18 protein-coding genes and 1 pseudogene are annotated in these 21,301 nt (G+C 64.1%); 9 read left to right on the top strand and 10 right to left on the bottom strand.

Going from position 1 to position 21,301, the window contains the following annotated elements; all coding sequences use genetic code 11:
• Positions 1-139 precede the first annotated feature (139 nt).
• The 7 genes and pseudogenes from ACZ38L_RS28370 to glgA all read left to right on the top strand — a co-directional run.
• A pseudogene (locus ACZ38L_RS28370) lies at positions 140-361 on the top strand (substrate-binding domain-containing protein); the annotation flags it as partial.
• 252 nt (positions 362-613) lie between these two features.
• Positions 614-1,279, top strand: a complete 666-nt coding sequence (locus tag ACZ38L_RS28375; RefSeq protein WP_465698485.1) for a D-sedoheptulose-7-phosphate isomerase — start codon at positions 614-616, stop codon at positions 1,277-1,279.
• Positions 1,276-1,851 carry a D-glycero-alpha-D-manno-heptose-1,7-bisphosphate 7-phosphatase gene (locus ACZ38L_RS28380; protein WP_465698487.1) on the top strand — a complete coding sequence of 192 codons (576 nt, stop codon included), beginning with the start codon at positions 1,276-1,278 and terminating at the stop codon, positions 1,849-1,851. Before ACZ38L_RS28375 ends, ACZ38L_RS28380 begins: the two co-directional genes overlap by 4 nt.
• Entirely contained in the window at positions 1,848-2,939 is a 1,092-nt protein-coding gene (gene galT / locus ACZ38L_RS28385) for a galactose-1-phosphate uridylyltransferase (protein ID WP_465698489.1), read from the top strand. Before ACZ38L_RS28380 ends, galT begins: the two co-directional genes overlap by 4 nt.
• A 64-nt stretch (positions 2,940-3,003) precedes the next feature.
• On the top strand, positions 3,004-4,452 hold the full coding sequence (locus tag ACZ38L_RS28390) for a glycogen synthase (RefSeq protein WP_465698491.1): 1,449 nt from the start codon (positions 3,004-3,006) through the stop codon (positions 4,450-4,452).
• A complete protein-coding gene (locus tag ACZ38L_RS28395; RefSeq protein ID WP_465698493.1) occupies positions 4,452-5,330 on the top strand; it encodes an HAD family hydrolase in 879 nt (292 codons plus the stop codon). The genes ACZ38L_RS28390 and ACZ38L_RS28395 overlap by 1 nt, the downstream gene beginning before the upstream one ends.
• A complete protein-coding gene (glgA, locus tag ACZ38L_RS28400) occupies positions 5,312-6,487 on the top strand; it encodes a glycogen synthase (protein WP_465698495.1) in 1,176 nt (391 codons plus the stop codon). The genes ACZ38L_RS28395 and glgA overlap by 19 nt, the downstream gene beginning before the upstream one ends.
• A 713-nt stretch (positions 6,488-7,200) precedes the next feature.
• Here glgA and ACZ38L_RS28405 read toward each other — a convergent pair.
• Genes ACZ38L_RS28405 through ACZ38L_RS28450 form a run of 10 tightly spaced genes read right to left on the bottom strand, consistent with a single transcriptional unit; the run spans position 7,201 to position 15,987 of the window.
• On the bottom strand, positions 7,201-7,881 hold the full coding sequence (locus tag ACZ38L_RS28405) for an HAD family hydrolase (protein ID WP_465698497.1): 681 nt from the start codon (positions 7,879-7,881) through the stop codon (positions 7,201-7,203).
• Positions 7,878-8,981, bottom strand: coding sequence for a GNAT family N-acetyltransferase (locus tag ACZ38L_RS28410; RefSeq protein ID WP_465698499.1), 1,104 nt, complete (start codon positions 8,979-8,981; stop codon positions 7,878-7,880). The genes ACZ38L_RS28405 and ACZ38L_RS28410 overlap by 4 nt, the downstream gene beginning before the upstream one ends.
• On the bottom strand, positions 8,978-10,207 hold the full coding sequence (locus ACZ38L_RS28415) for an MFS transporter (protein ID WP_465698501.1): 1,230 nt from the start codon (positions 10,205-10,207) through the stop codon (positions 8,978-8,980). The genes ACZ38L_RS28410 and ACZ38L_RS28415 overlap by 4 nt, the downstream gene beginning before the upstream one ends.
• The gene (locus ACZ38L_RS28420) at positions 10,204-10,434 is read right to left on the bottom strand and encodes a helix-turn-helix domain-containing protein (RefSeq protein WP_465698503.1); all 231 of its coding nucleotides are present in this window, start codon (positions 10,432-10,434) and stop codon (positions 10,204-10,206) included. The genes ACZ38L_RS28415 and ACZ38L_RS28420 overlap by 4 nt, the downstream gene beginning before the upstream one ends.
• A 30-nt stretch (positions 10,435-10,464) precedes the next feature.
• Positions 10,465-10,674 carry a phosphopantetheine-binding protein gene (locus tag ACZ38L_RS28425; RefSeq protein WP_465698505.1) on the bottom strand — a complete coding sequence of 70 codons (210 nt, stop codon included), beginning with the start codon at positions 10,672-10,674 and terminating at the stop codon, positions 10,465-10,467.
• Between the two features lie 19 nt (positions 10,675-10,693).
• Entirely contained in the window at positions 10,694-11,983 is a 1,290-nt protein-coding gene (locus ACZ38L_RS28430; protein ID WP_465698507.1) for a condensation domain-containing protein, read from the bottom strand.
• Positions 11,980-12,711: an HAD family hydrolase gene (locus ACZ38L_RS28435; protein WP_465698509.1), complete on the bottom strand. Its 732-nt coding sequence runs from the start codon at positions 12,709-12,711 to the stop codon at positions 11,980-11,982. The genes ACZ38L_RS28430 and ACZ38L_RS28435 overlap by 4 nt, the downstream gene beginning before the upstream one ends.
• A complete protein-coding gene (locus tag ACZ38L_RS28440; protein WP_465698512.1) occupies positions 12,711-13,631 on the bottom strand; it encodes a carbohydrate kinase family protein in 921 nt (306 codons plus the stop codon). Before ACZ38L_RS28440 ends, ACZ38L_RS28435 begins: the two co-directional genes overlap by 1 nt.
• Complete coding sequence (locus ACZ38L_RS28445) at positions 13,628-14,692, bottom strand: zinc-dependent alcohol dehydrogenase (RefSeq protein WP_465698514.1); 1,065 nt, start codon at positions 14,690-14,692, stop codon at positions 13,628-13,630. The genes ACZ38L_RS28440 and ACZ38L_RS28445 overlap by 4 nt, the downstream gene beginning before the upstream one ends.
• A 2-nt stretch (positions 14,693-14,694) precedes the next feature.
• Positions 14,695-15,987 carry an aspartate aminotransferase family protein gene (locus ACZ38L_RS28450; RefSeq protein ID WP_465698516.1) on the bottom strand — a complete coding sequence of 431 codons (1,293 nt, stop codon included), beginning with the start codon at positions 15,985-15,987 and terminating at the stop codon, positions 14,695-14,697.
• Positions 15,988-16,506: 519 nt separating this feature from the next.
• Here ACZ38L_RS28450 and ACZ38L_RS28455 point away from each other — a divergent pair.
• Positions 16,507-19,650: an amino acid adenylation domain-containing protein gene (locus ACZ38L_RS28455; protein WP_465698518.1), complete on the top strand. Its 3,144-nt coding sequence runs from the start codon at positions 16,507-16,509 to the stop codon at positions 19,648-19,650.
• 48 nt (positions 19,651-19,698) lie between these two features.
• Positions 19,699-21,282 (top strand): amino acid adenylation domain-containing protein, encoded by a 1,584-nt coding sequence (locus ACZ38L_RS28460; protein ID WP_465698520.1) that lies wholly within the window; start codon positions 19,699-19,701, stop codon positions 21,280-21,282.
• Positions 21,283-21,301 lie beyond the last annotated feature (19 nt).

Consider the following 21,301-nt stretch of genomic DNA (forward strand, 5'->3'; position numbering starts at 1 on the left):
ACACGCGGGTACGACCCGGTAGTGTTCACCTGAGAAGTGCTTCTTTCCACGCAGCTGACTGGACCCTAGACAAGTCCCATCGTTGCAGGTCAGGAGCACTTTTCTCTTTTCTGATCACCCATCGGACAGCAGTCGCCGTGAAAGCCCGAGGCTAATGGCCTTCACAGAGCCACCCCTCACCACCATCCGGCAGCCGACGGCGGCAATGGCGAACGCTGCTGTCGCCGCACTCGTAGAGGAAGTAAAGGGAACCCCGGAGCAGCACCACGAGTTTGCTTTCCAGCCTGATCTGGTCGTCCGGGGGTCAACCGGATCGCGCTGGCTCCCCGACTCGCACGCACCATCCGAACTTCATGGGTGACAGAAGTCACAGCAACATACGTGAGGCCTGACCTACCCGCTGCCAACCCAAACCCGGCCCAACTGAACTCGCATCAGAATTTCTGAGATTTCCGCAGGGATCCTGATTGCGCGGAGCCCCTCGCCCGACCCTCACTCAATAGAGGGTTGACGATTGCAGCTCGACATCGCAGTATCAACATGCCCCCAAGCTGCCAGAGCCAGCGGATCGGCTGCAAAGGGGTACATATCAGCCCATCGCTGGAGTCACTGCGTGCCTGAAGAATTGGGGGTGTCGCTCATGGGCACTTCAGTCATGCATGGAGGCGCCGATCATCAGCTCGAGATCTCCGCATACCTGGGGAATTTGCACCAAGCGCTCAGCAAGATCTCACTGGCCGATCTACTCTCGGTTGTGGCCCTGGTCGAGCGCGCCTATCGGGAACGCCGCGTCGTCTACGTTTGCGGCAATGGCGGTAGCGCGGCAACTGCCTCTCATCTCGCTACGGATCTGGGCAAGGGCACCAGAATCCCCGACCTTCCTCCACTGCACGTGGTGTCCCTGGTCGACAATGTACCGGCGCTCACCGCGTGGGCAAACGATGTCGGCTACGGCTCGGTCTTTAGCAGGCAGCTGGAGGGCTTGGCGCGCCCGGGAGATCTCCTGATCGCCATCAGTACAAGCGGGACTTCTCCAAATGTCCTCGAGGGCCTGCGGAGCGCTCGCAAGCTCGGCATGCGGACGGCCGGGCTCTTGGGGCCCACCGGCGGGCAGGCTGCCGATCTGTGCGACTACTGGGTCGCTGCACCGGCAGCACGAATTGAGGAGCAGGAGGACATCCACCTGTCGATGGCCCATATTCTCGCCCGCTGTCTGCGCAACACCCTTAGCTCTCAGCACGTCCCCATACTCGCCTCCGTTCCGGAGATTCCCCAGTGAGCAGTCGCGCCGCCGTCTTCCTGGACCGAGATGGGACATTGACGGAACCACGCCACTACCCAAATTCTCCAGAAGATCTGGTGCTTCTGCCCGGCATCGGCAAGCCTCTGAACATCCTGCAACGACTCGGGTATGCCCTGGTTGCAATTACCAATCAGTCCGGTATCGCCCGTGGCTTCTTCACTCTTCAGGACCTCTCAGAGATGCACCGCCATCTTCAGGAAGAGCTCGGCATTCTGGGTGTGGAACTCGACGGAATCTATGTTTGCCCTCATCACCCGGAGGGGAAGGTCCCGGCATTTTCGATCCGTTGTGATTGCCGCAAGCCCGAACCCGGGCTGCTGTTCCAGGCAGCCCGGGAACTCGATCTCGATCTCTCCAGGTCCTGGATGGTGGGCGACTTTGCCAGTGATGTCGGTGCGGGCGTTGCTGCAGGTTGCAGAACGGCTCGCGTCGGCCCGCAGCCGGTGGAGTCCGGCGAGTATGCCGAGGTACTCGAGCCGGATCTGCGTACGTTGACTACCGCGGAGGCGCTACAACTCATCGCCGAGCTACACAGGGGAACGGCGTGAGTCGGCCGCTGCCAGTACAGGGCAGGCTTGCCGACGGACGCATTCTCTTTCTCTACAACGATAATGGGCGGCGTTCCCCCCTCCCGGTCGATCACCGTCAGCTACCTTCGTTGCAGGTCCGCTCGGAGCTCCGTTGGGACCCAGTGACCGAGGAGTGGGTGATCATCGCTCCACACCGCTCTCGGCGGCTGCAGAGTGGGGAGCAGCAGTGCGCGCTGTGTCCGACCACACAGGCCACTGAGACCGAGATACCGGCCACAGACTACGACGTCGCCGTCTTCGAGAACCGCTTTCCAGCCTTGGGGGGCCCTCCAGCCTCGATCTCACAGATGCAAGAAGGCATCCAGGTCGGTGCACCAGCCGCCGGCAGGTGCGAGGTGATCTCGTTCTCGAGCGATCACGACACGTCGCTGTCGCAGCTGCCGCTGTCGCGCGTCCGGACGGTCATCGAAGCGTGGATCGACCGCACTCGCTCACTCAACGAGGTCACCGGAGTGGAGCAGGTCGTCTGCTTCGAGAACCGCGGGGCTGAGATCGGCGCGACGCTGTCCCACCCGCACGGGCAGATCTACGCCTACCCATTCATCCCTCCCCGCTTCCAACGGATGCAGGATGCAGCCACCCGAGCGCACCAGTCCGGCCGTGGATGTTTGTTCTGCCGTATCCTCGCCGATGAGGAGCGGGGCGGTGAGCGTCTAGTCCTACGCACGTCCCATTGGATCGCCTTCGTGCCCTACGCCGCCCGCTGGCCCTTCGAGGTGCATTTGTACGCTCACCGGCACGTGCCGGACCTCGACGCCCTGAGCGAGGATGAACGAGCGGACCTGGCATTCGCCTACCAGCGCGTCCTCCAACAGTTCGAGCACGTCACCGACCAGCCTCTGCCGTACATGGCCGTGTGGGTCCAGGCGCCGGCTCGGCTTGGGCGGGCTGCAGCCCACCTCCACGTCCAAATCTTCTCGGATCGTTCCTCCCCGGAAAACACGAAGCGGCTCGCCGCTGGCGAACTTGGAGCTGGCGCATTCGTCAGTGAAGCACTGCCGGAACAAGTCGCTGCGCGACTGCGCACGGCGCTGACAGATATCTGAGGAAGCAACGCCAGCCGACCAACGCACCACTGGTCCGTTAACTGCCTATTCGGAGCTCACCGTCTTGAAGTGTCTCTACATCACCCAGGAGTACGCTCCGTTCTTTTCGGAAGGCGGCCTTGGTCTCAGCAGTAACGCGCTGCCGACCGCCCTGGGACGACAACACGGCCTGCAGCATGACATCGTTCTTCCCTACTACCCGCGACTAGTCGAGCAGCTTGGCCTGCGTACAGTTCGTATAGCTGAACTGGGAGAGCGGGAGATCGCCGGCGTTCAGTCACCGGCTTCTATACACCGGCTATTGGACCACAGCGGCACGTGCGACATCTACCTGCTCCGTGCCGACGCATGGTACGACCGCGAGGGAATCTACCGCAATACGAACTATTCGGCCTTTGCTGACGAAACAGAGCGTGCAGCCTTCTTCGGCTGGTGTGTCGCGGACTGGATGGCCACCAAGGTACCTGACTACGATCTCGTCCACGGAAACGACTGGCAATCCGGTGCCGCCATGGCCCACATCCGTGACCGGATCCCCGCTCTGCCACAGTTGCTCACCATTCACAACGGCCTTTATCAGGGTAAGTTAAATGTGACTCCGACTGAGGCGGGCCTTCCCAAGCGTCAGGGCCACCAGCTCGAGCAGCATGTGCAAGGGCAACCCAGTCTGCTCCTGGCTGCGGTCCTCGCCGCTGACATCGTGGTCACATGCAGCCCAAGCTACGCGAAGGAACTGCTGCTGAACCTTCGCGACTCCCCGCTCGGACCACCACTGATCCAGCGGCGCCTCGGCGGGATTGTCTTCGGCGTCGACGCCCAGCTCTGGGACCCAGCGGCAATCGGTCGCCCAACCATTCCGTACGAGGCCGCATCCGCAGAGACGGGCAAGCGACTGAACAAGCAGGCACTGCAGAAGCGACTGGCGCTGCGCGAGGACGACTCCATTCCAGTGATCGGCGTCTGTTCGCGTTTCGTCCATGAGAAGGGCAGCGACCTGCTGATCGCTGCCCTGACCCCGATGCTGCACCGCGGGGAGGTGCAGTTGGTCCTGGTGGGTCCAGCCAGCGGTGAACTGCGGGGCCAGATCAGGGATCTGTGTAACGACGCGCCGGCCCACATCGGGTACCTGCCGCAGTTCGACCAGGACATCGCGTGGCTCGCCTACGCGGGAGCCGACCTCACGGTGATGCCATCACGGGTTGAGCCCTGTGGCCTCAACCAGCTGATCGCCTATCGCTATGGAACGCTGCCTCTGGTCAGCCCGGTGGGTGGGCTCAAGGACACAGTAAGCGACCTTCGTCTCGACCCAGATGACGGGAGTGGATTCCTGATCCCCGATCACAGCGCACGGTCGGTTCGGGCCACGGTCCTTGCCGCGTTGGAATGGATGTCGAACCGTCCCGCGCAGTTGGCTGCTGCCCGCTGCCGGGCCATGCGGCAGGACTGGTCGTGGGATCGGACAGCGAGCGAGTACGCGGCCATCTACGGCCGACTTGCCGAGGTGACAGCCTGATGCGTGTCCCCAGCCGCTCCGGTCTCTTGGCAAGGCCGCTGGATCGGCGAGCGTTCCGCCTGGTTGCCACGGATCTTGACGGGACATTGCTGCGCAGCGATACCGCCTTGTCGGCCCGCACCAGGACGTCTCTGCGCCGCCTCGCCGGGATCGGAGTCCACCATGTGGTGGTGACCGGCCGTCCGGCTTCCGGCTGCGGCTCATTCTTCCGGTCACTCGGTTACCGCGGCCTCGCCGTGTGCGGGCAGGGAGCGCAGCTCTACGACGCTGGTCGTGGTCTACTCCGCTCAAGCGCCCGCCTGGACCCGCTGATCGCACGTCCCTTCGTCGCTCGACTCGCTTCGCAGGTCGGCCCGGTGGATCTCGCGGTTGTCACCTCCGGACTGCACGGCGAATTTGTGATCACCGAGAACTTCATCCGAGGCGACGAGCGTGCGCTCGCGCCCTTCCGGCTGTCTTCCGTGGAGGACCTATGGAGCCAACCCGTGGACAAGGTACTGATTCGCCATCGCGAACTGCCAGATGTCGACCTGGCCGCCATCGCCAGCCGGCTCTGTCCACAGAAGCTCAACGTCGTCCATGCCGGCTTCGAGATCGTCGAGGTACTGCCGAGTGGCTTCGACAAGGCCACGGGCCTGGCTCGGGTAGCCGAGGCCCTGGGCATTCCGCGCAACGAGGTCATCGCGTTCGGTGACATGCCGAACGACATCCCCATGCTGGCCTGGGCGGGGTACGGGGTCGCCATGAGCAACGGGCATCCCGAGCTCAAGGCCGTGGCCGATGAGATCGCTCCGGCCAATGACGACGACGGAGTGGCTAGCGTGCTCGACCGTATACTCGAGGAAGGAGAGTTCCCTCCATGCGCGTCGACCTGTTGACCCGCGAGTACCCGCCATTCGTCTACGGCGGAGCAGGCGAGCACGTCGTCAACTTGGTCAGGCAGCTGCGCCGATCGGTCGACGTCCGGGTGCACTGCTTCGGCGAGTCCAGGAGTGAAGCCGACGTCGAGGCACACCAGGTTGTTGACCGGTTCGCCGACGGCGATCCGGCGCTCCAGGCGATGGCGGTCAATCTGACCATGTCCGCGGCGGTCCAAGGAACTTCCGTCGTGCACAGCCATACCTGGTACACCAACTTCGCCGGGCACCTCGCCAAGGTGCGCTACGGGATTCCCCATGTCGTGACCGCTCACAGCCTTGAGCCCCTCCGTCCTTGGAAGGCGACTCAGCTCGGCGATGGTTACCGACTCTCGTCCTTTCTGGAGGAAACGGCGCTGGCCACGGCCGACCATGTCATCACGGTATCCGAGGCCATGGCTTCCGACCTTCTGCGTGTCTACCCGAATATCGATAGCGGCCGCATCTCGGTGATCCACAACGGCATCGATGTGGAGGCGTTCGCCCCGGACAGCGGTACCGACTCACTCGAGGCCTTTGGGCTACCGTTGGACCAGCCGCTCGTCGTCTGTGTCGCACGGATCACCCGACAGAAGGGACTGGGTCATCTGCTACGCGCTGCCGAGCACTTCCTTCCAGGTGCACGGCTCGTCATCGTGGCCCAGTCCGCAGACACGGCAGAGCAGCGCCGGAAGTTCGGAATCGCCGTGGAAGCGCTGCGTCGTAGCGGAACCGAGGTGACCTGGATCCAGAACTCTTTTTCACGTGCCGCACTGAAGCAGTTGCTCAGCCATGCACAGGTCTTCGTGTGCCCCTCGATCTACGAGCCGATGGGAATCGTGAACCTGGAAGCCATGGCATGCGCCACCCCTGTCGTCGGCACCGCAACCGGAGGAGTGCCGGAAGTAGTCATCGACGGGGAGACCGGACTGCTCGTCCCGTTCGACCCGATAGCGGACGGCGAGCCGGCTGCTCCTGATGTGTTCGCCAAGGAGATTGCCGCCCGAGTCAACGAACTGCTCCGTGATCCGGCTATGGCCGCGCGTCTGGGCGCAGCGGGCCGGCGGCGGGCCGTCGCCGAATTTTCCTGGCCCCGCGTTGCCGAACAGGTTCGCGAGAAATACGCGTCGGTCACCTGAAGTGGCCCGGGTACGGGAAATCCGACCTTTTCCTAGAGGGAATATTCTGGCATCATGTCAGCATGATAGAACCTAGTGACTACGTCAGGAATCTCCCCATCGGGAAGCAGATCCCTTTCACTGCGGAAGGCATCGAAGGATGGGAAGGGCTTCCTTGGCACAATGACGCCCCGATCCGGTTGCTGGAACCCCCGGTAGTACCCGAGCCCGTTCGTCCGGGCGAGTTCGGGCCAGAAGACTGTGGCTTGTGTCAGCAACCGGACAGGAATGTGATCTGGGCCGATGAGGACTGGGCCGTCCGCCATACTGGCGGCCCCACGGGTGCCCCCATTCTCATCACAGTGTCACCGCGACACCATTCGGATTTCGCGACTCTCCCAGAAAACCTGTCGCGATCCTCCGGGCCGGTCCTCCAGCGGGTCGAGCGGGCCATCCAGTCACTTCCCGGAATTGGTCGGGTTCATATCTACAAGTGGGGTGACGGCGGCGCCCATCTGCGGTATTTCGTGCTGGCCAGGCCGACCGGAATGCTCCAGATGCGCGGAGTTTTCATGGCGCTCTGGGACGATATTCTCCCGCCTATTCCAGTGAGCGACTGGGAAACAGCACTCACGGCGGTAGCAAGTGAGCTGGCTACCGGTGGTGGCACGTCCTACCGGTAACCATGGCGTCGGGCACGGGGGCAGAATGCCGCCCCCGTGCCCGATGAAGCATCAGGCGGCCGACCTCGGTCGCCTGGCTTCGGTGACAGCCTGGGAGAGCGAATCGACCACCGGCACTCCGGCCTCCTTGAGTGCCGAAGCCACCTGTACACCACCCGAGTAGAGAACCACCGAAACCCCTGCCCGCTGAGCCGCCAGCGCATCGTCCAATGTGTCACCGATCATGACGACGTGTTCCGACCGGATCCCCCGACCGTCCAGCAGCTCCAGGTGGCGCAGGAGGTGGCCGTACTTGCCGTCAGGCGCAGCACCTTCTCGGCCGGCTACCACCTCGAAGTATGAGGTGATGCCATGCTCTTCAACAAGCTCTCGGAGATCGGCATGGGCGTGCAGCGACAGGAGGGACTGCGTGCCGCCTCCTTGCTGCCAGTCCCGCAGACATCGCAGTGCGTCGACCGTCAGATCGCAATCGGTGCGGTTGGCGCGGTAGTGGTCCTGATAGGCGGCGTTCATGGCCTCAACCGCGTCGTCGGCCGGTATCCGGCCGAACAGGTTCCGGATGAACTCCGCTGACGAGATGGCGAACCGGTCCCGGTACTGCGCAACCGAGACCGGTGACAAGCCAGCGCGCACGAAGGCGTGATTCGCGGATGCGACGATCAGCTCCACGTCGTCGAGTAGCGTGCCGTTCCAGTCCCAAATGATGTGTGTTGCCGAAGTGGGCACAGTCACGCCGGTTCTCCCTTCGATTGCAGGATGAAGCCGTACTGGTCGCTGGCAATGCAACCCCGGCTGCGTTTGGCCTTCTCACTGCCGATGCCATAGTGGATCTCGGCGATTCCCTGCTGCGCCGCTTCGTCGATGAGCCGGTAGTACAGCAGCTCGTAGTACAGCGGCAGCTTTCCCTGGAATCCGTAATCGAAGCCGGCCCTCAGGCCATGCCAGCTGTCGCCCTGTTGAGCGACCAAGCCGAACCCCCGCACGTCGCCGTCCCCGACTGCGAGAACCACGAAGGCACGCTCACCCAGCACATCGAGAAGGTCCGCCATCGCAGCCCGCGAGTCCTCGGGTTCGCGATGCGTTTGACCGTGCTTGTGGAACAGGTTGACTTCGAGTTCAGCGATCCGATCCAGCGAGACAGAGCCTAGGTTCTCCAGTCGCACGTCCACACCGCGTTCCCGGACCTTGCGCCGCTCCGCGAGCGCGTTTTTCCGGCGCTCGCGCGAGAAGCGGCTGATGTACTCGTCGAAGCCCCCCTCGGGCACCAGCAGGCGGCTGTAGCGGCCTGAAGTGTACGACTGGTACCCCCTTGCTCGAAGCACTCTGCTGGTCAGCTCCTCAGCTTGGTCCAGATAGAGGAAGGCTGTTGAACGAGCCCCTACGCTTCGCCCCCAATCCTCCGCTGCCTCCAACAGCACGTCCATGTCCTCGTCGGTGGCATCTGCGGACACGAGCGCGCGCGTGCCTCCAACATGCCGACCGCCGCATACCACCGCCGGCATCAACAGATCACTCGGATCGCCGGGCAGCGAATCCAGGTAAGCAGCCGCGCCCGGCATACCCTCCTCCGCACACCACTTGGCGGCGGTATCCGGGCGGCCCAGTACCCACGGGGCCGTGGTATCAGCCAGGGTGCAGACAAGCGTTGCGACCAGGTGGTCGCCACGCCACAGCAGGAAATAGCGGAACGGCACACCAGCCACCCGCTCGACCGACCCGAGCATCGCATGCGAGAGATAGAAATCCTCGTTGCGGGTCAGCGAGTCCCACTCCTGGCAGGGAAGCGAGGCCCAGCTCTCGTGCTCCTCGATGCGAACTTCCTGGTTGGTCACAATTCCTTCGTCTCCATCCGTTGGAAGCTACCTGTCAAGCGCAGGCCGGCAAGCAGTGCGGCCGTCACAGCCGCGCCACCGACACCCCACCAAAGCAATACGGGTCGCTCCTGGAGGGCCCCGGCGGCCAGCAGCGGGGCCAGCGCGACCGCAACACCGATCGGGATCTGGTTGAACGCCATGTACGAGCCGCGCAGTTCCTCGGGCGGGATCGAGGTGAGCAGCATCATCCCGGCCTGGAATGCCGCCATTTCACCCACCGTCCAGACCACCATGGCGGCTCCCGCGAGCGGCAGTTGGAACTCATTTGCTAGGTCGTGCAGCACCTGCAGCATTCCGCACGCGCTGGCACAGACCAGTGCGCCAAAGACCAGACCGGCCGCGGGCGCGAATCGGTCGAGATAGCGGGCGGTAGGAAGCTGCAGCACCATCAACAACACTGTGTTCAAGGTGAACATCAGGCCCGCGGTCCATCCTGGCAAGTGGAGCACCTCCACCAGGTAGAGCGGCAGCGCATTCTCCAGCGCCACCGCCGCCATCCAGAGCATGGCGTTCGCACCCGCTGCCCGGACGAAGGGCGGGTTCCGCCATGGCTTGACGTGGGTGGCCCGTCGCGTCGTGGCGTCCCCGGTCCGGGTCCGCAACGGCAGGATGAGGAGCGCCGATCCTAGGAAGCTCGCGGCGTTGGCGAGACCGACGAGGGTCATGTTGCGGTGGCCGGATGCCATCAGCAGGCTATTGAACATGGCCCCGGCTCCCAGGCCAACGTTGGACATCAGTCGGTTGAGGGATACCCAACGACTCAGTTCGCCTTCCCTCGTGAGCCCCTGGCAGAACACGGGGGTGGCTGCTTGCTCGGTGCGGTTTCCGAGCGCCGCAGCGAGCGAAAGTAGCAGGAAGGCGGGCAGTCCATGGCAGCGGACGTAGGCGATGAACACGAGAGCTCGGAGAATCGCCGATGCGATCAGCCATCTCTTCGGTCCGAACCGATCGACCAGGCGCCCGATGACGAACATCAGCGGGAGCGCCGCCAGTGCGGCGGCTGTTAGACCCATACCGACGGTGCCGAGCGTCAGATGCGAGGTCTGCTGGAAGAACAGCAGTGCTCCGGAGTAGAAGAACCCAGTGCCAATCGAGTCAAGCAGTCGAGCGGAGCCGAACCACCAGACCCCTGAGCTGCTCGGGAGGATGCCGGCGCCAGCGCCCGATCGGCGGCGGATCCTCACTTCTCACGTCCCGTCGTATCAGGTATAAGGAGGTCTGCGACGCCACAGTCCAGTACGGCGCAGAGGGCGTCGAGGTCCGCCAGCTTCATGCTGAGCGGCTGGCCGGACCACAATCCGGACATCTTGCCGGTCGAGATGACCAAGCCGTGGTTGGCGAGTCTGCGGTGCAGTTCAACAGCTGTCCAGATATCCCGGCTCGCCGCCGCCCTGCGAAGGTTCCACTTCATGAGGTCAAGATCTCCTGTGCGCTCTCTCCGCTACTGGTCCGACGCACTGTCCACGGCGGCCGCGGCGATCTTCCGCAGTGTCTGGTACTGGAAGACGTCATCGGGGGTAACGTCGATGCCCTGCTTCCGTGCCTCGCTCACCATGGTCACCACCAACAGCGAGTAGCCACCGAGGTCGAAGAAGTTGTCCCCAGGTGCGACCTCCACCTCCAGAAGGTCCTGCCAGATGGTGGTTAGCACCGCTTCCTTCCTTGCGGTGTCAGTCATGGTTTTCCCCTTGCATGGATTTCACGGAGTCATTCAGTCGATTCAAGTAGGCAGTCCGCAGGCCTAGAGCGTCGCCTTCCGACACCAGGGCCCTGCGGTAGAGGATCAGGCCGGAAGGCGTACCGCCTGACGCATCCAGCTCGAGCGAGACCAGACGTCGGGTGGCGAGGTCGCCCGGCATGGTCAGCTCCCGGGCCTGTGCCCCGTCCAGATCGAGCCTTGCGGGCGGCTGGGTATGGTAGCCGATCCGGACGTGGTAGTCCGCTGGCCGTCCGATGCCCTGCATGGTGCGCTGGTAGTGGACATCGAGGTGCTGAAGGGCGCCGTAGTGCGACCCGTGCAGTTCGTGGAGCAGGTCCGGGAACGATGTTCCCGACTCCACCGAGACGGGTGTAAGCAGCATGTTGGTGAGATCGCCGACGACCTTCATCCAGCCGGGTCGATGCCTCAGCGCGACTGGACTGGCCAGCAGGAAGGACTGCGCACCGAACACATCGCCGACGGCCAGTGCCCACGCCGCAGTGTGAACCAGATAGGGGCTGATGCCTCTGTCGCGTCCCGCCGTTGCCACCGATTCCTGAAGCTCCTGCGGAACGGTCAGTTGCAGCTGTCCGGCTGTGTAGTCTCCGGTCTGTGAGGCCGCCTCCACGACCGAGCCGGCGGGTGAGAAGTCCTGCATTCGCCGGGCCCAGTAGTCGAGATGCCGCTGCCATGACTCGCTCTCGACCTGTTTGCGCTGCCATTCGATGAACTCGACGTACTGGCGTACCGAGGAGCCGTCTGCGCCCTGCTGCCGGTAGAGGGGGCCGAAATCGCGAAGAGCGACCGTACGCGACCAGCCGTCGCAGGCCACGTGGTGGAACAGGAAGAGTGCGAGATACCGCTCGTGGCCGGTCTGGTACAGCCGAACCCGATACGGTGACGTCCGGACCAGGTCGAACCCGGTGCGGCACTCCTCCTCAGCCAAGCCCAGAGCGGACGCCAGGGCGTGGGAACCCGTAACCTGCGAGTAAGCGAAGTCCACCTCGGCGGGCGCTACGATGCGCTGCTGCCAGCCTTGGGCTCCTAATGTGAACCGCGTACGCAAAGCGCCATGACGTAGGCCCAGTGCGTAGCTGGCGCTGGCGAACCGCTCGATATCGACTGGGCCGGACACCTCGAAGCAGCACGGCAGCACGTACGGATCGCCGGCGCTGCCACCTGGCCCAGACAGAAACCCCAGGATGGACGCCTGCGTGTCGGCGACAGGAATGTGTGGCATTGCTTCCGCTTCGGTCCTCAAGACTCCACTTCCTGCTGTGACACTGTCGATCGCTCGTCCTCCCAGTGGACCGGGAGGTACGGCCCAAGCGCGCTCAGGTCCCCGAGCGATGTCAATCTCCGGCAGCTCGGAGGGAAGTCGCCCGCGGCAGTGCCTGGCGACGGAACGACGAGGACCCTGAGTCCTGCAGCCACCGCAGCTGCGGCGCCCGAAGGCGAATCCTCGAAGGCGACGCAACTGGCAGCGGATACGCCCAATGCCGTGCACGCCTGAAGGTAGGGCGCCGGATCAGGCTTGGGTGGGCACACACCGTGGGCGCCCATCACCACTGAGATCAGCCCGCGAATGCCGATGCCCTCCAGGATCGCCAGCACCGCGTCCCGGGGACTATTGGACACGACAGCCAATGGCGCCCGCCCGGCCAGGCGTTTGACCAACTCCACCGCTCCGGGCATCGGCGAGACCGGGCGCTCGCTCACCGCCCAGGCGTAGGCACGCAGCAGCTCGGCCTCCAATTCTTGCCGAGTAGGTTCCGGCCGGCCAGCCAGCTGGTGCAGACGCCACACCGTCTGTGTGATCGATACCCCGGTCAGTTCCTCGTTCAGGGCCTGGATGTCCGCCGCGACGCCGTACCGCTCAAGGACTCTGCTCATCGCAAGGGCCCAGGTGGGTTCCGTGTCTGCAAGCAACCCGTCGCAGTCGAATAGGACCGCCGCGACAGCCGACTCAGTACTCACGGTGCCGGACATCAGGCCTGCCCCTCGCCGTTCTGCTCCAGTTCCTTCCACAAGGTCGCCAGAGCAGCCTGGGGTACCCGAGGCCCTGGGTGCTCGCACTTGAGTGCCCCGACCCGGTTGCCGGCTGCCGCGGCCGACCGGATGCTGCCCCCGCGCAGCCGGACGCCGATGAAGCCGGCGTGGAAGGCGTCCCCTGCCCCGGTGCTGTCCCGCACCGTCACCGGATGCGCGGGCAAGGTAAAGAACCTGCCCTCCTCATCAAGCCCGGCACAGCCGGCACCGCCCTTGGTCGCCACCACGATCTCGGGGCCCATGCTTTGGACTACTCGGAGCGCCTCAACCTCGTCGTCGGTGCCGGCCAGACCGCGAATGACGTCGAGCGGCGCAACCAACTCATCCACATAACGCATCAGGCGTGCACTGTCCGTCGTAACAACCTCCAGATCCGCGAACACGCGCACTCCGAGGCTCGTCGCCAACTCGGCGGCGGCCACAGATAGTTCGAACTCGTGACCATCGGTGTAGAGAGCCCGCACGCCAGCCAGGGAGGTAGTGGTCAGCAACCCCGACGGGGGTGTCAACCGCGGGTCCTTACACATCACGATCGACCGGGTACCGGCCGTGTCCACGATGACGACCGCGACGTGGTTTGGGCACCCGGTCACGACCATCGACGAGCTCGCGTCGATGCCGACCGACGTGAGCGAGTGGCGCGCCCGCTCACCCCAAGCATCGTCACCAAACATGCCGATATAGCGGACCGTCAGACCAAGTCCCGCGAGGTCGACGGCGACGTTGCAGCTCTGCCCGCCAGCCATCTGGGTCAGGCTCTGTGCATAGACCTTCTGGTCTGGATGCAGCGCCTCGGAACCGGTGAAGACCAGGTCCATGGTGTTGAACCCGATGACGAGCACATCGGCGGGATCTATCACGCTTCCCGCCCCAACTCTCCGGGCACCAGACAAACCTTGACGTGGCCGCTGGGGGCGACGCGGCGCCCTCCAGCGAGATCAACGCCGAGCAGTGAGAACGCCTCCTCAAACTCTTCCAACGGCAACTCAGCGGTCACCATCCGCTCAATCCCCAGAACCTGTCGAGAAAGCAGTTCGACAGCATCGCCAAATGTCCCGAGCGAGTCAATGGACCCGAGTACCTGGATGCTGTTGTCAGCGATCCAGGCCGGATCGACCGACGCCCGTCCGCTACTCAGCCCAACGAGCAGCAGCTGGCCACCAGGGTTGAGCTTCGGCAGCGACTCCTCCAGCAGCGCGCCAGTGGTGTCCACAATGACGTCAAGGCCGGCCGATCCTTGCTCTTCACGCGCCAGGCTGGATACGGCAGCAGAGAGGCTATCGACGACTGCCCAGGGGCTGGCCCAGAGCTCGCGTACTCGCTCGGCCCTCGGCTCCGAGGATTCCACCAGAACGCCTGACAGGCCACGCTGGGCCAGGAGTCCCGCATAGAGCACGCCCATCGGCCCCGCCCCGAGCACGGCGGCGCGCAGCTGCGGGCGCAGCTGCAGCCTGCCCACGCCGGTCATTGCGCAGGACAGCGGTTCGCTCAGTACAACGGCGAGCGGGTCCGCCCCGTCGGGTATCGGATAGACAAACTCTCGCGAAGTCAGGTAGTACTCGGCGAACAGGCCGTCGGCGGATACGCCGGCCTCTGTCTCATGCTTCCGTGTGCAGTGGTTCTCACGTCCAGACCGGCACATCGTGCAAGCACCGCAGAAGTACGTCGGGTTGATCACGACCGGCGTGCCGATGGCCAGGTCGTCGACAGCGCTGCCGATCTCGACCACCTCACCGATGCTCTCGTGCCCCATGACAACGCCCGACTTGGCAACGTACCGGCCGGTGGCAATACCGAGGTCGGTGCCGCAGATACCGGTGTGGAGTACGCGGACCACGACGTCGCGAGGCCGGTTGACCCGCGGGTCCGGACGGTCCTCAATCCTGATGTCCCAAGGACCGTGATAGACGAGGGCTTTCATGTTCAATCCCTTCCGAGAGTCTTCTGGGCCCCGAAGAAGGCCAGGCGGAGCCGAGCGACGATCTCCGTGAGATCGTCTTCCGTCGCGATCAGCGCAGGGCGCACCTTGACTACGTTTCCGCGGCCGTAGCGGGATCCGCGCAGGATGAGGCCCTGCTCCTGTTCGGCCTGATCGAGGACGGCCTTGGTGAACTCGACATCGGGGGAGCCGTCCGGGCGCGAAATTTCAAGTCCCCACATATAGCCAAGCCCACGCACATCAGAGATGAGTGGGAACTCGCCGGCCAAAGCCCGAAGTTGTTGTCCCAGCTTCTGGCCTCCAGCCCGAACGTTCTCCAGGAATCCGGGCTGCTCGAGCACATCGAGAGTGGCATGCGCAGCAGAGACGGCAAGCAGGTTGGCCCCGTTGGTGAAGGAGTGCTGATACGACTCCAGGCAGTCGAACTCCTCGCGCATCAGCACCGCTCCCATCGGAAGCCCAATGCCGCCAAGTCCCTTGGCCAAGGTGATCACATCGGGCCGCAGGCCCAAGGCCTCACTTCCGAACATTGTCCCGGTACGGCCGAGCCCGGTCTGGATCTCGTCGGCGATCACAACGATCCCATGCCGGTCGCAGATCCGCCGCAGCTCTTGGAAGAACTCCGGCGGCGGCACGATATTCCCCCCGTTGCCGAGGACCGGCTCCACCAGCACTGCGGCCACCGAGCCGCTACTGGCGAACTCCAGGAAGTCCTCGATCCGAGTGGCGCACATGGTGCGACAGTCAGGATAGGTCTGCCCATAGAAGCACCGTCGGCAGTAGGGTCCTGGCACGATCAGGGTCTCGGCTGTCGCGTTGGCGGGGAAGCCCTCCCGCCGGAAGGCGTTGCCGGACATCGCTGTCGTAGCCATGGTCTGCCCGTGATGCGAGAGGAAGAAGCTCACCACCTGGCGTCGGCCGGTTGCCTTCTGCGCGAGCCTGACGGCACACTCGTTCGCGGTTGAACCTGTGACGTCCCGCACCCAAGCCCGGTTGATGCCATTCGGCGCGTGCGCGAGCAACCGTGCGGCCAGTGCCTGGCCTGCCGATCCAGTGAACGCCGAACTCGCATGGGAGATCCGGCCGGCCTGCTCCTGTACGGCCATGACCACATGTGGATGTGCGTAGCCGAGAGGGAGATTGAACGTCCCTGACGCAGCATCAAGGAGTGTTCGACCATCTTCGGTTCGGAGCCAAATCCCTTCCCCAGACAGGAAGTTCTGTTCATTTCTGCGAGCTTCTTCGGCCCGCTGCTCCACTAGGGCAGGCTCAATCACGTGTCAAGGTCTCCTCTGGAGTCGAGATTGGACAGCATTCAGTCAGCCGTGAGTTGGCGACCTGGCTCAGGCAGTTGTTCCTCACCCACGGCCTGCTGGTCAGGAGCTGTGCTGCTCGACTGACGAGTTCGCGCAAGAGTGCAGCCGCATATGGTCCCCCGACCCCCGGTTTCGATGCTTTAGACGATGCCCCACCCGTACGACCCGGGCATCTGCTCAGCCGATCGTTCGGCCGCGATGAGACCGTAGTCCTGATCATGACGAACCGTCAAGATCGTTAATCTTTCCTCAGCTTCAACACATGACCACCATGAGAGCATTCGGAACGAATCCGGATAAGACGGACATCAGAGCTGGCCGCTTGACAGATATCTCTTGCAGAGGATTGCATCGAACTGATGAACTGATCACCGCCAAGCGCATCCGGCTGAGCAGGCTCGAGCCACGCCCCGGTGGTGCTTCCCCCCCTTCGACTTCACGGTCGTCAACCACGTATGCGCTCGGAGAACTCCTTCAGTCATGCTTCAGTCTCCTTCTGCTCAGACCGAGGGGGGCAGTCGACCGGGCGTCGACTGTCTCCATGAGATCGTCGGCCGATACGCCGCCAGCCGGCCCGATGCGATCGCTGTGGTCGGCGATGACGAGAGCGTGACGTATGCCGCTGTTGACCACGCCGCGGATGTCTATGCGCTCCAGCTGGCGGCCGCAGGAGTCGACGCAGGCCGGCATGTTCCGATCGTCCTGCCTCGGTCGCCGCAGTTGGTCGTGGCTCTTCTCGCCGTGCTGAAGCTCGGCGCCAGCTACGCCCTCCTGGACCCGCTCTGGCCAAGGACCCGCCTCGAGGAGGCTGTCCGACTGCTTGATGCCAACATCGTGATCGCTGGGCCGGAGACGGCCGACCGAACGGACCAGCTCATGGAGGCAGCGGATCTCGCCATCCGCGCCTGGCACGTTCCCGACGAAGCGGTTGGCCGGACCGCATCCCGCTGGACCCAGCCGTGCTCCACAACGACCTTTGAGGCCAGCCCGTGCTCGGTCTTCTTTACCTCTGGCACCACGGGAAAGCCGAAGGGTGTGGTGACACCCCATCGCGCCACTACCCGGCTGTTCCACCCGTCCAGCTTTGCCAGATTCGGCCACGACACCGTCATGCCGCTTGCCGCGGCTGTGCCGTGGGACGCCTTCTCGCTCGAACTGTGGGCACCACTGTTGAACGGCGGAACCTCAGTCGTGATCAAGGAGCCGTACCTGTCACCCGATGTGCTGCGACGAGTCATCGCACAGCACGGTGTCAACACAGTCTGGGTCACCAGTTCACTCTTCAATCTGCTTGTCGATGAGGACATTGAGTCGTTCCGCGGGCTCGATCAGGTCCTGACGGGTGGTGAACGTCTCTCCGGCCCCCATGTGCAGGTCTTTCTCACCCACCACCCTGACATCTCGCTAATCAACGGATACGGGCCGGTAGAGAGTACGGTCTTCACCACCACCCATCGGGTCTCACTGGCCGACTGCGAACGACCGCACGGCATTCCCATCGGCCAGCCGGTTCCCCGTACCGGCTTTCAGCTGCTGCGTGATGGCCGGCCATGTGCTCCCGGCGAAGCGGGTGAGCTCTACATCACCGGCGACGGTTTGGCCCTCGGCTACCTGGGTCCGGCTGAGCTGACGAGCGAACGCTTCGTCTACCTCGAGGTGGACGGCGAGCGGGTCCGCGCGTATCGCTCGGGAGACGTCGCTTCGAGGGATGATCAGGGGCTCCTCCACTACCTGGGCCGAGCCGACCGGCAGGTGAAGATCCGCGGACACCGGGTCGAGCCTGCTGAGGTGGAGCGCCAGATCGAGTCTCTCCCCAACGTCCGGCGGTGCAGGGTCGTCACCCGGAGAGACACCTCGGGAGCCGCCATCGGTCTGATCGGCTTCTGTCTCACCGAATCCGGATTCTTAGACGACTACGCGGCCGAGCTCATGCGGGATGCTCGGCAGGCGCTACCCTCCTACCAACTGCCGGAACAGATCCTCCTCGTAGACTCGTTCCCGTTGACCGCCAACGGCAAGCTCGACGAACAAGCCCTGCTCGACCGGTACACCCCGGTGGTGGTGGCGGAACGTCTTCCTGAAGGTATTGCGATCCCTCCGGAGGACCCCATCATCGCCAAGGTGGCTGGGGTCTTCGCCGAGGTCCTGGGGCATCCGCACGTGCCAGTCGATGCGTCATTCCGGTCCCTGGGCGGATCGTCGCTAGATGCCGGACGGATCTGTGCCCGACTCAGCGCACTGCTTGCCACACCCTTGCCGGTCTCGCAGATTATGTACCACGACACGGCCGAGGCTCTCTCTGCTGTGCTCCGTGAGAACGCTGAGCGCAATGCAAGGCCCAAGCTACCCGTGTCCGACAAGCTCGGGGAAGCTCCGCTCTCGCCCTCTCAGTCGGCATTTCTGACGCAGCATCTACTGAGTCCCTACTCGTCTTCCGGCCACTGCCTCCTCGCCTGGCACATCGTCGGTCCGCTGAACCGTGAGGCGCTGCAGGCTGCGCTCGGCGACGTCGAGCAACGGCACGAGCCATTGCGGGCAAGGTACCTTTCTGGCCGGCGGCCAGTGGCTCAGGTGGGGGGATGCCCCGTGCCGGTTCAACTGGACGATCTCACACCGGCATCCGAATTGGGATCGGCCCTCGCCGAACTGCGGGAGCGGCTGACCCAACCGTTGGACCTCTCGACAGGCACTGTCTGGCGTGCGGCTCTAATCCCGATCACCGACAGCCCAACGGCTCTTCTTGGACTGGCTGTCCATCACATTGCCTTCGATGGATGGTCCGAGTCGGTCATCGCTGCGGACCTCGCAACCGCGTACAACGCGCGCCGGCAGGGGCACCCGCCGGCCTGGGGCGTCCTCCCCACCATGGCCGAGGTCCACCGCATCCACACTAGCTACCGAGCGCATATCGATCTGGAGCGGCAGATCGACTGGTGGCAGCGGCAACTGTCCGATGTGCCGGACCTCATGCTGCCCGGGTCTCCCGATAGTGATGCCACCGAGGTGCCCCGTCAGATCGAGTTCCAGGTGCCAGCAGGACAGCTCGACGCCGTCGACAAGCTCGCGAGGGAGTATCAGACGTCACGGTTCACAGTGTTGTTCGCCCTCTATGTGCTGGCGTTGCATCAGGTCAGTGGTCAACTTGACTTTGCGGTTGGTGTTCCGACCGCGCAACGGCCCGATCAACGGCTGGCTGGAGTGATCGGCTGCCACATTGACACGCTGCCGATCCGCGTGGGCGCTCTCGGTGTCGCTGACCTCGGTATCGTGAACGGTGAGCTGATCGGCCGCACGGCGCGCATAGCCCGGGATGCGTTCGCACACCAGGATGTCGGGTTCAACGAAGTGCTGCGCCGGCTGAACCCCCGACGAGGCAGTCGCGCCCCGGTCTTCCAAGGTCTGTTCGCCATGCAGGACAACCGACCGCCAGTACTTGCGCTAGACGGGTTGGATGCTCGCTTTATCCGTCTCCCCTACGCCGGAATTCCGGCCGAGTTGCTCACCGAAGTCTGGCCGGGCTCGGAGGGAGCACTGGTGCGGATCAGCTGGCGCGGCAGGGCGGTGTCGGATGCAACGGCCAGCGATCTCAGCCATACCTTCAAGGGGCTTTTGGACCAGATCTGACGGATTTGCCAGCAGTAATCCGAGACGAATCGCATGACGGGCCTTGCTATGACCACAGACCACGCGCCAACTCGACCGATCGAACGGCGTTCTCCGTCATTGGATGGAGATATCACTTCCCTGACCGAGCTATTCGAGCGTGCGGCAGCCATTTGCCCCGCGGGGACCGCCATCACCGATGCCGTTTCGTCCCTGAACTACAGTGAGCTGGGCGCCGCCGCGAACGACCTTGCGGCCCGTCTCGTGGCAGCCGGTGTGCGGCCGGGCGACCCTGTTGGCCTTGTGGTCGACCGTTCGCTCGACATGCCAGTCGGCGTCCTGGGCATTCTTAAGGCAGGAGCTGCCTACGTCCCACTGGACCCGAGTCACCCGGAGGACCGGCTCCAGTACGTAATCCAGGACGCGGGAGTGCGTGTCCTTGCTAGCGGGCTTATCGAACCGGATGTGACCATGTCCGGCCCTGTGGTCGTACCGGTACGGACGCCGCCCGGCGCGACGCCCCTTCCTGCCCCCGCTGTCGCATCTGACGGCCAGCGTCCGGCCTACGTGATCTATACGTCCGGTTCGACTGGTCGGCCGAAGGGCTGCGTGGTCAGCCACGCGAATGTCCTGTCTCTGCTGAGGGCAGCAGTTCCGCTCTTCGACGTAACTCCGAAGGACCGATGGGCACTGTTCCACTCCGGCAGCTTTGACGTGTCCGTCTGGGAGCTGTGGGGGGCCATCGCCACTGGAGGTACCGGCGTGGTCGTGCCTGCCCGGGCGGCCCAGTCCCCTGCCGAGCTGCTTCGCCTGTTGATCGACCAGCGCATCACCGTGCTCGGGCAGGTTCCGACCGTTTTTCGGTATCTGAGCGACGTGTACGAGAGCTCTGACCGACCCGAACTGAATCTCCGCTACCTGCTCTTCGCCGGTGAAAGTATCGAGCTGGCTACGGTCCGCCGATTTTTGCAGTGCCTGAACGGGCGTCGTCCGATCGTGGTCAACATGTACGGCCCGACCGAGACCACTATCTACGCCACGCACAAGGTGATCAGTGTGGAGGACCTGGCTGGCACGGTCTCCTCTCCCATCGGCCGAGTGCTGCCGCACTTGGTGGCCGAGATCCGGGACGAGCAGCTTCAGCCAGTCCTGGATGGCGAGTGCGGCGAACTGTGCATCGCAGGCGAGGGTGTCATCGACGGCTACCTTGGCCGCCCGGAACTGACCGCAGAGCGATTCGTGAATCTGGACACCCCCGCCGGGACCCGCCGCTTCTACCGCACAGGCGACCTCGCACGGATACTCCCGGACGGTGGGCTGGAGTACCTCGGGCGCAACGATCAGCAGATCAAGCTGCGTGGCTTTCGAATCGAGCTCGGCGAGATCGAGGCAGCACTCCGTGCCCATTACACCGTCCGGGATGCCGCCGTCACCGTTACGGAGACAGCCGCAGGCGCTGTCCTGCTGCTGGCCTGGGTCGTACCCGTGGAGCCGGCCCCAGAGAACTTCGCCCAGCTCCTGCGTCACCACGCCCGGCAGCACCTACCCCACTACATGGTTCCCGAGCGCTACCGCACCGTCCCGGCGCTGCCTCTCACTGCATCCGGGAAGCTGGACCGCAAGGCACTGAGCACTCTTGCGACACACCGATGACGGCGGCCGAGGAGATCGC

The organism is Kitasatospora sp. NPDC024654 (assembly GCF_055559155.1).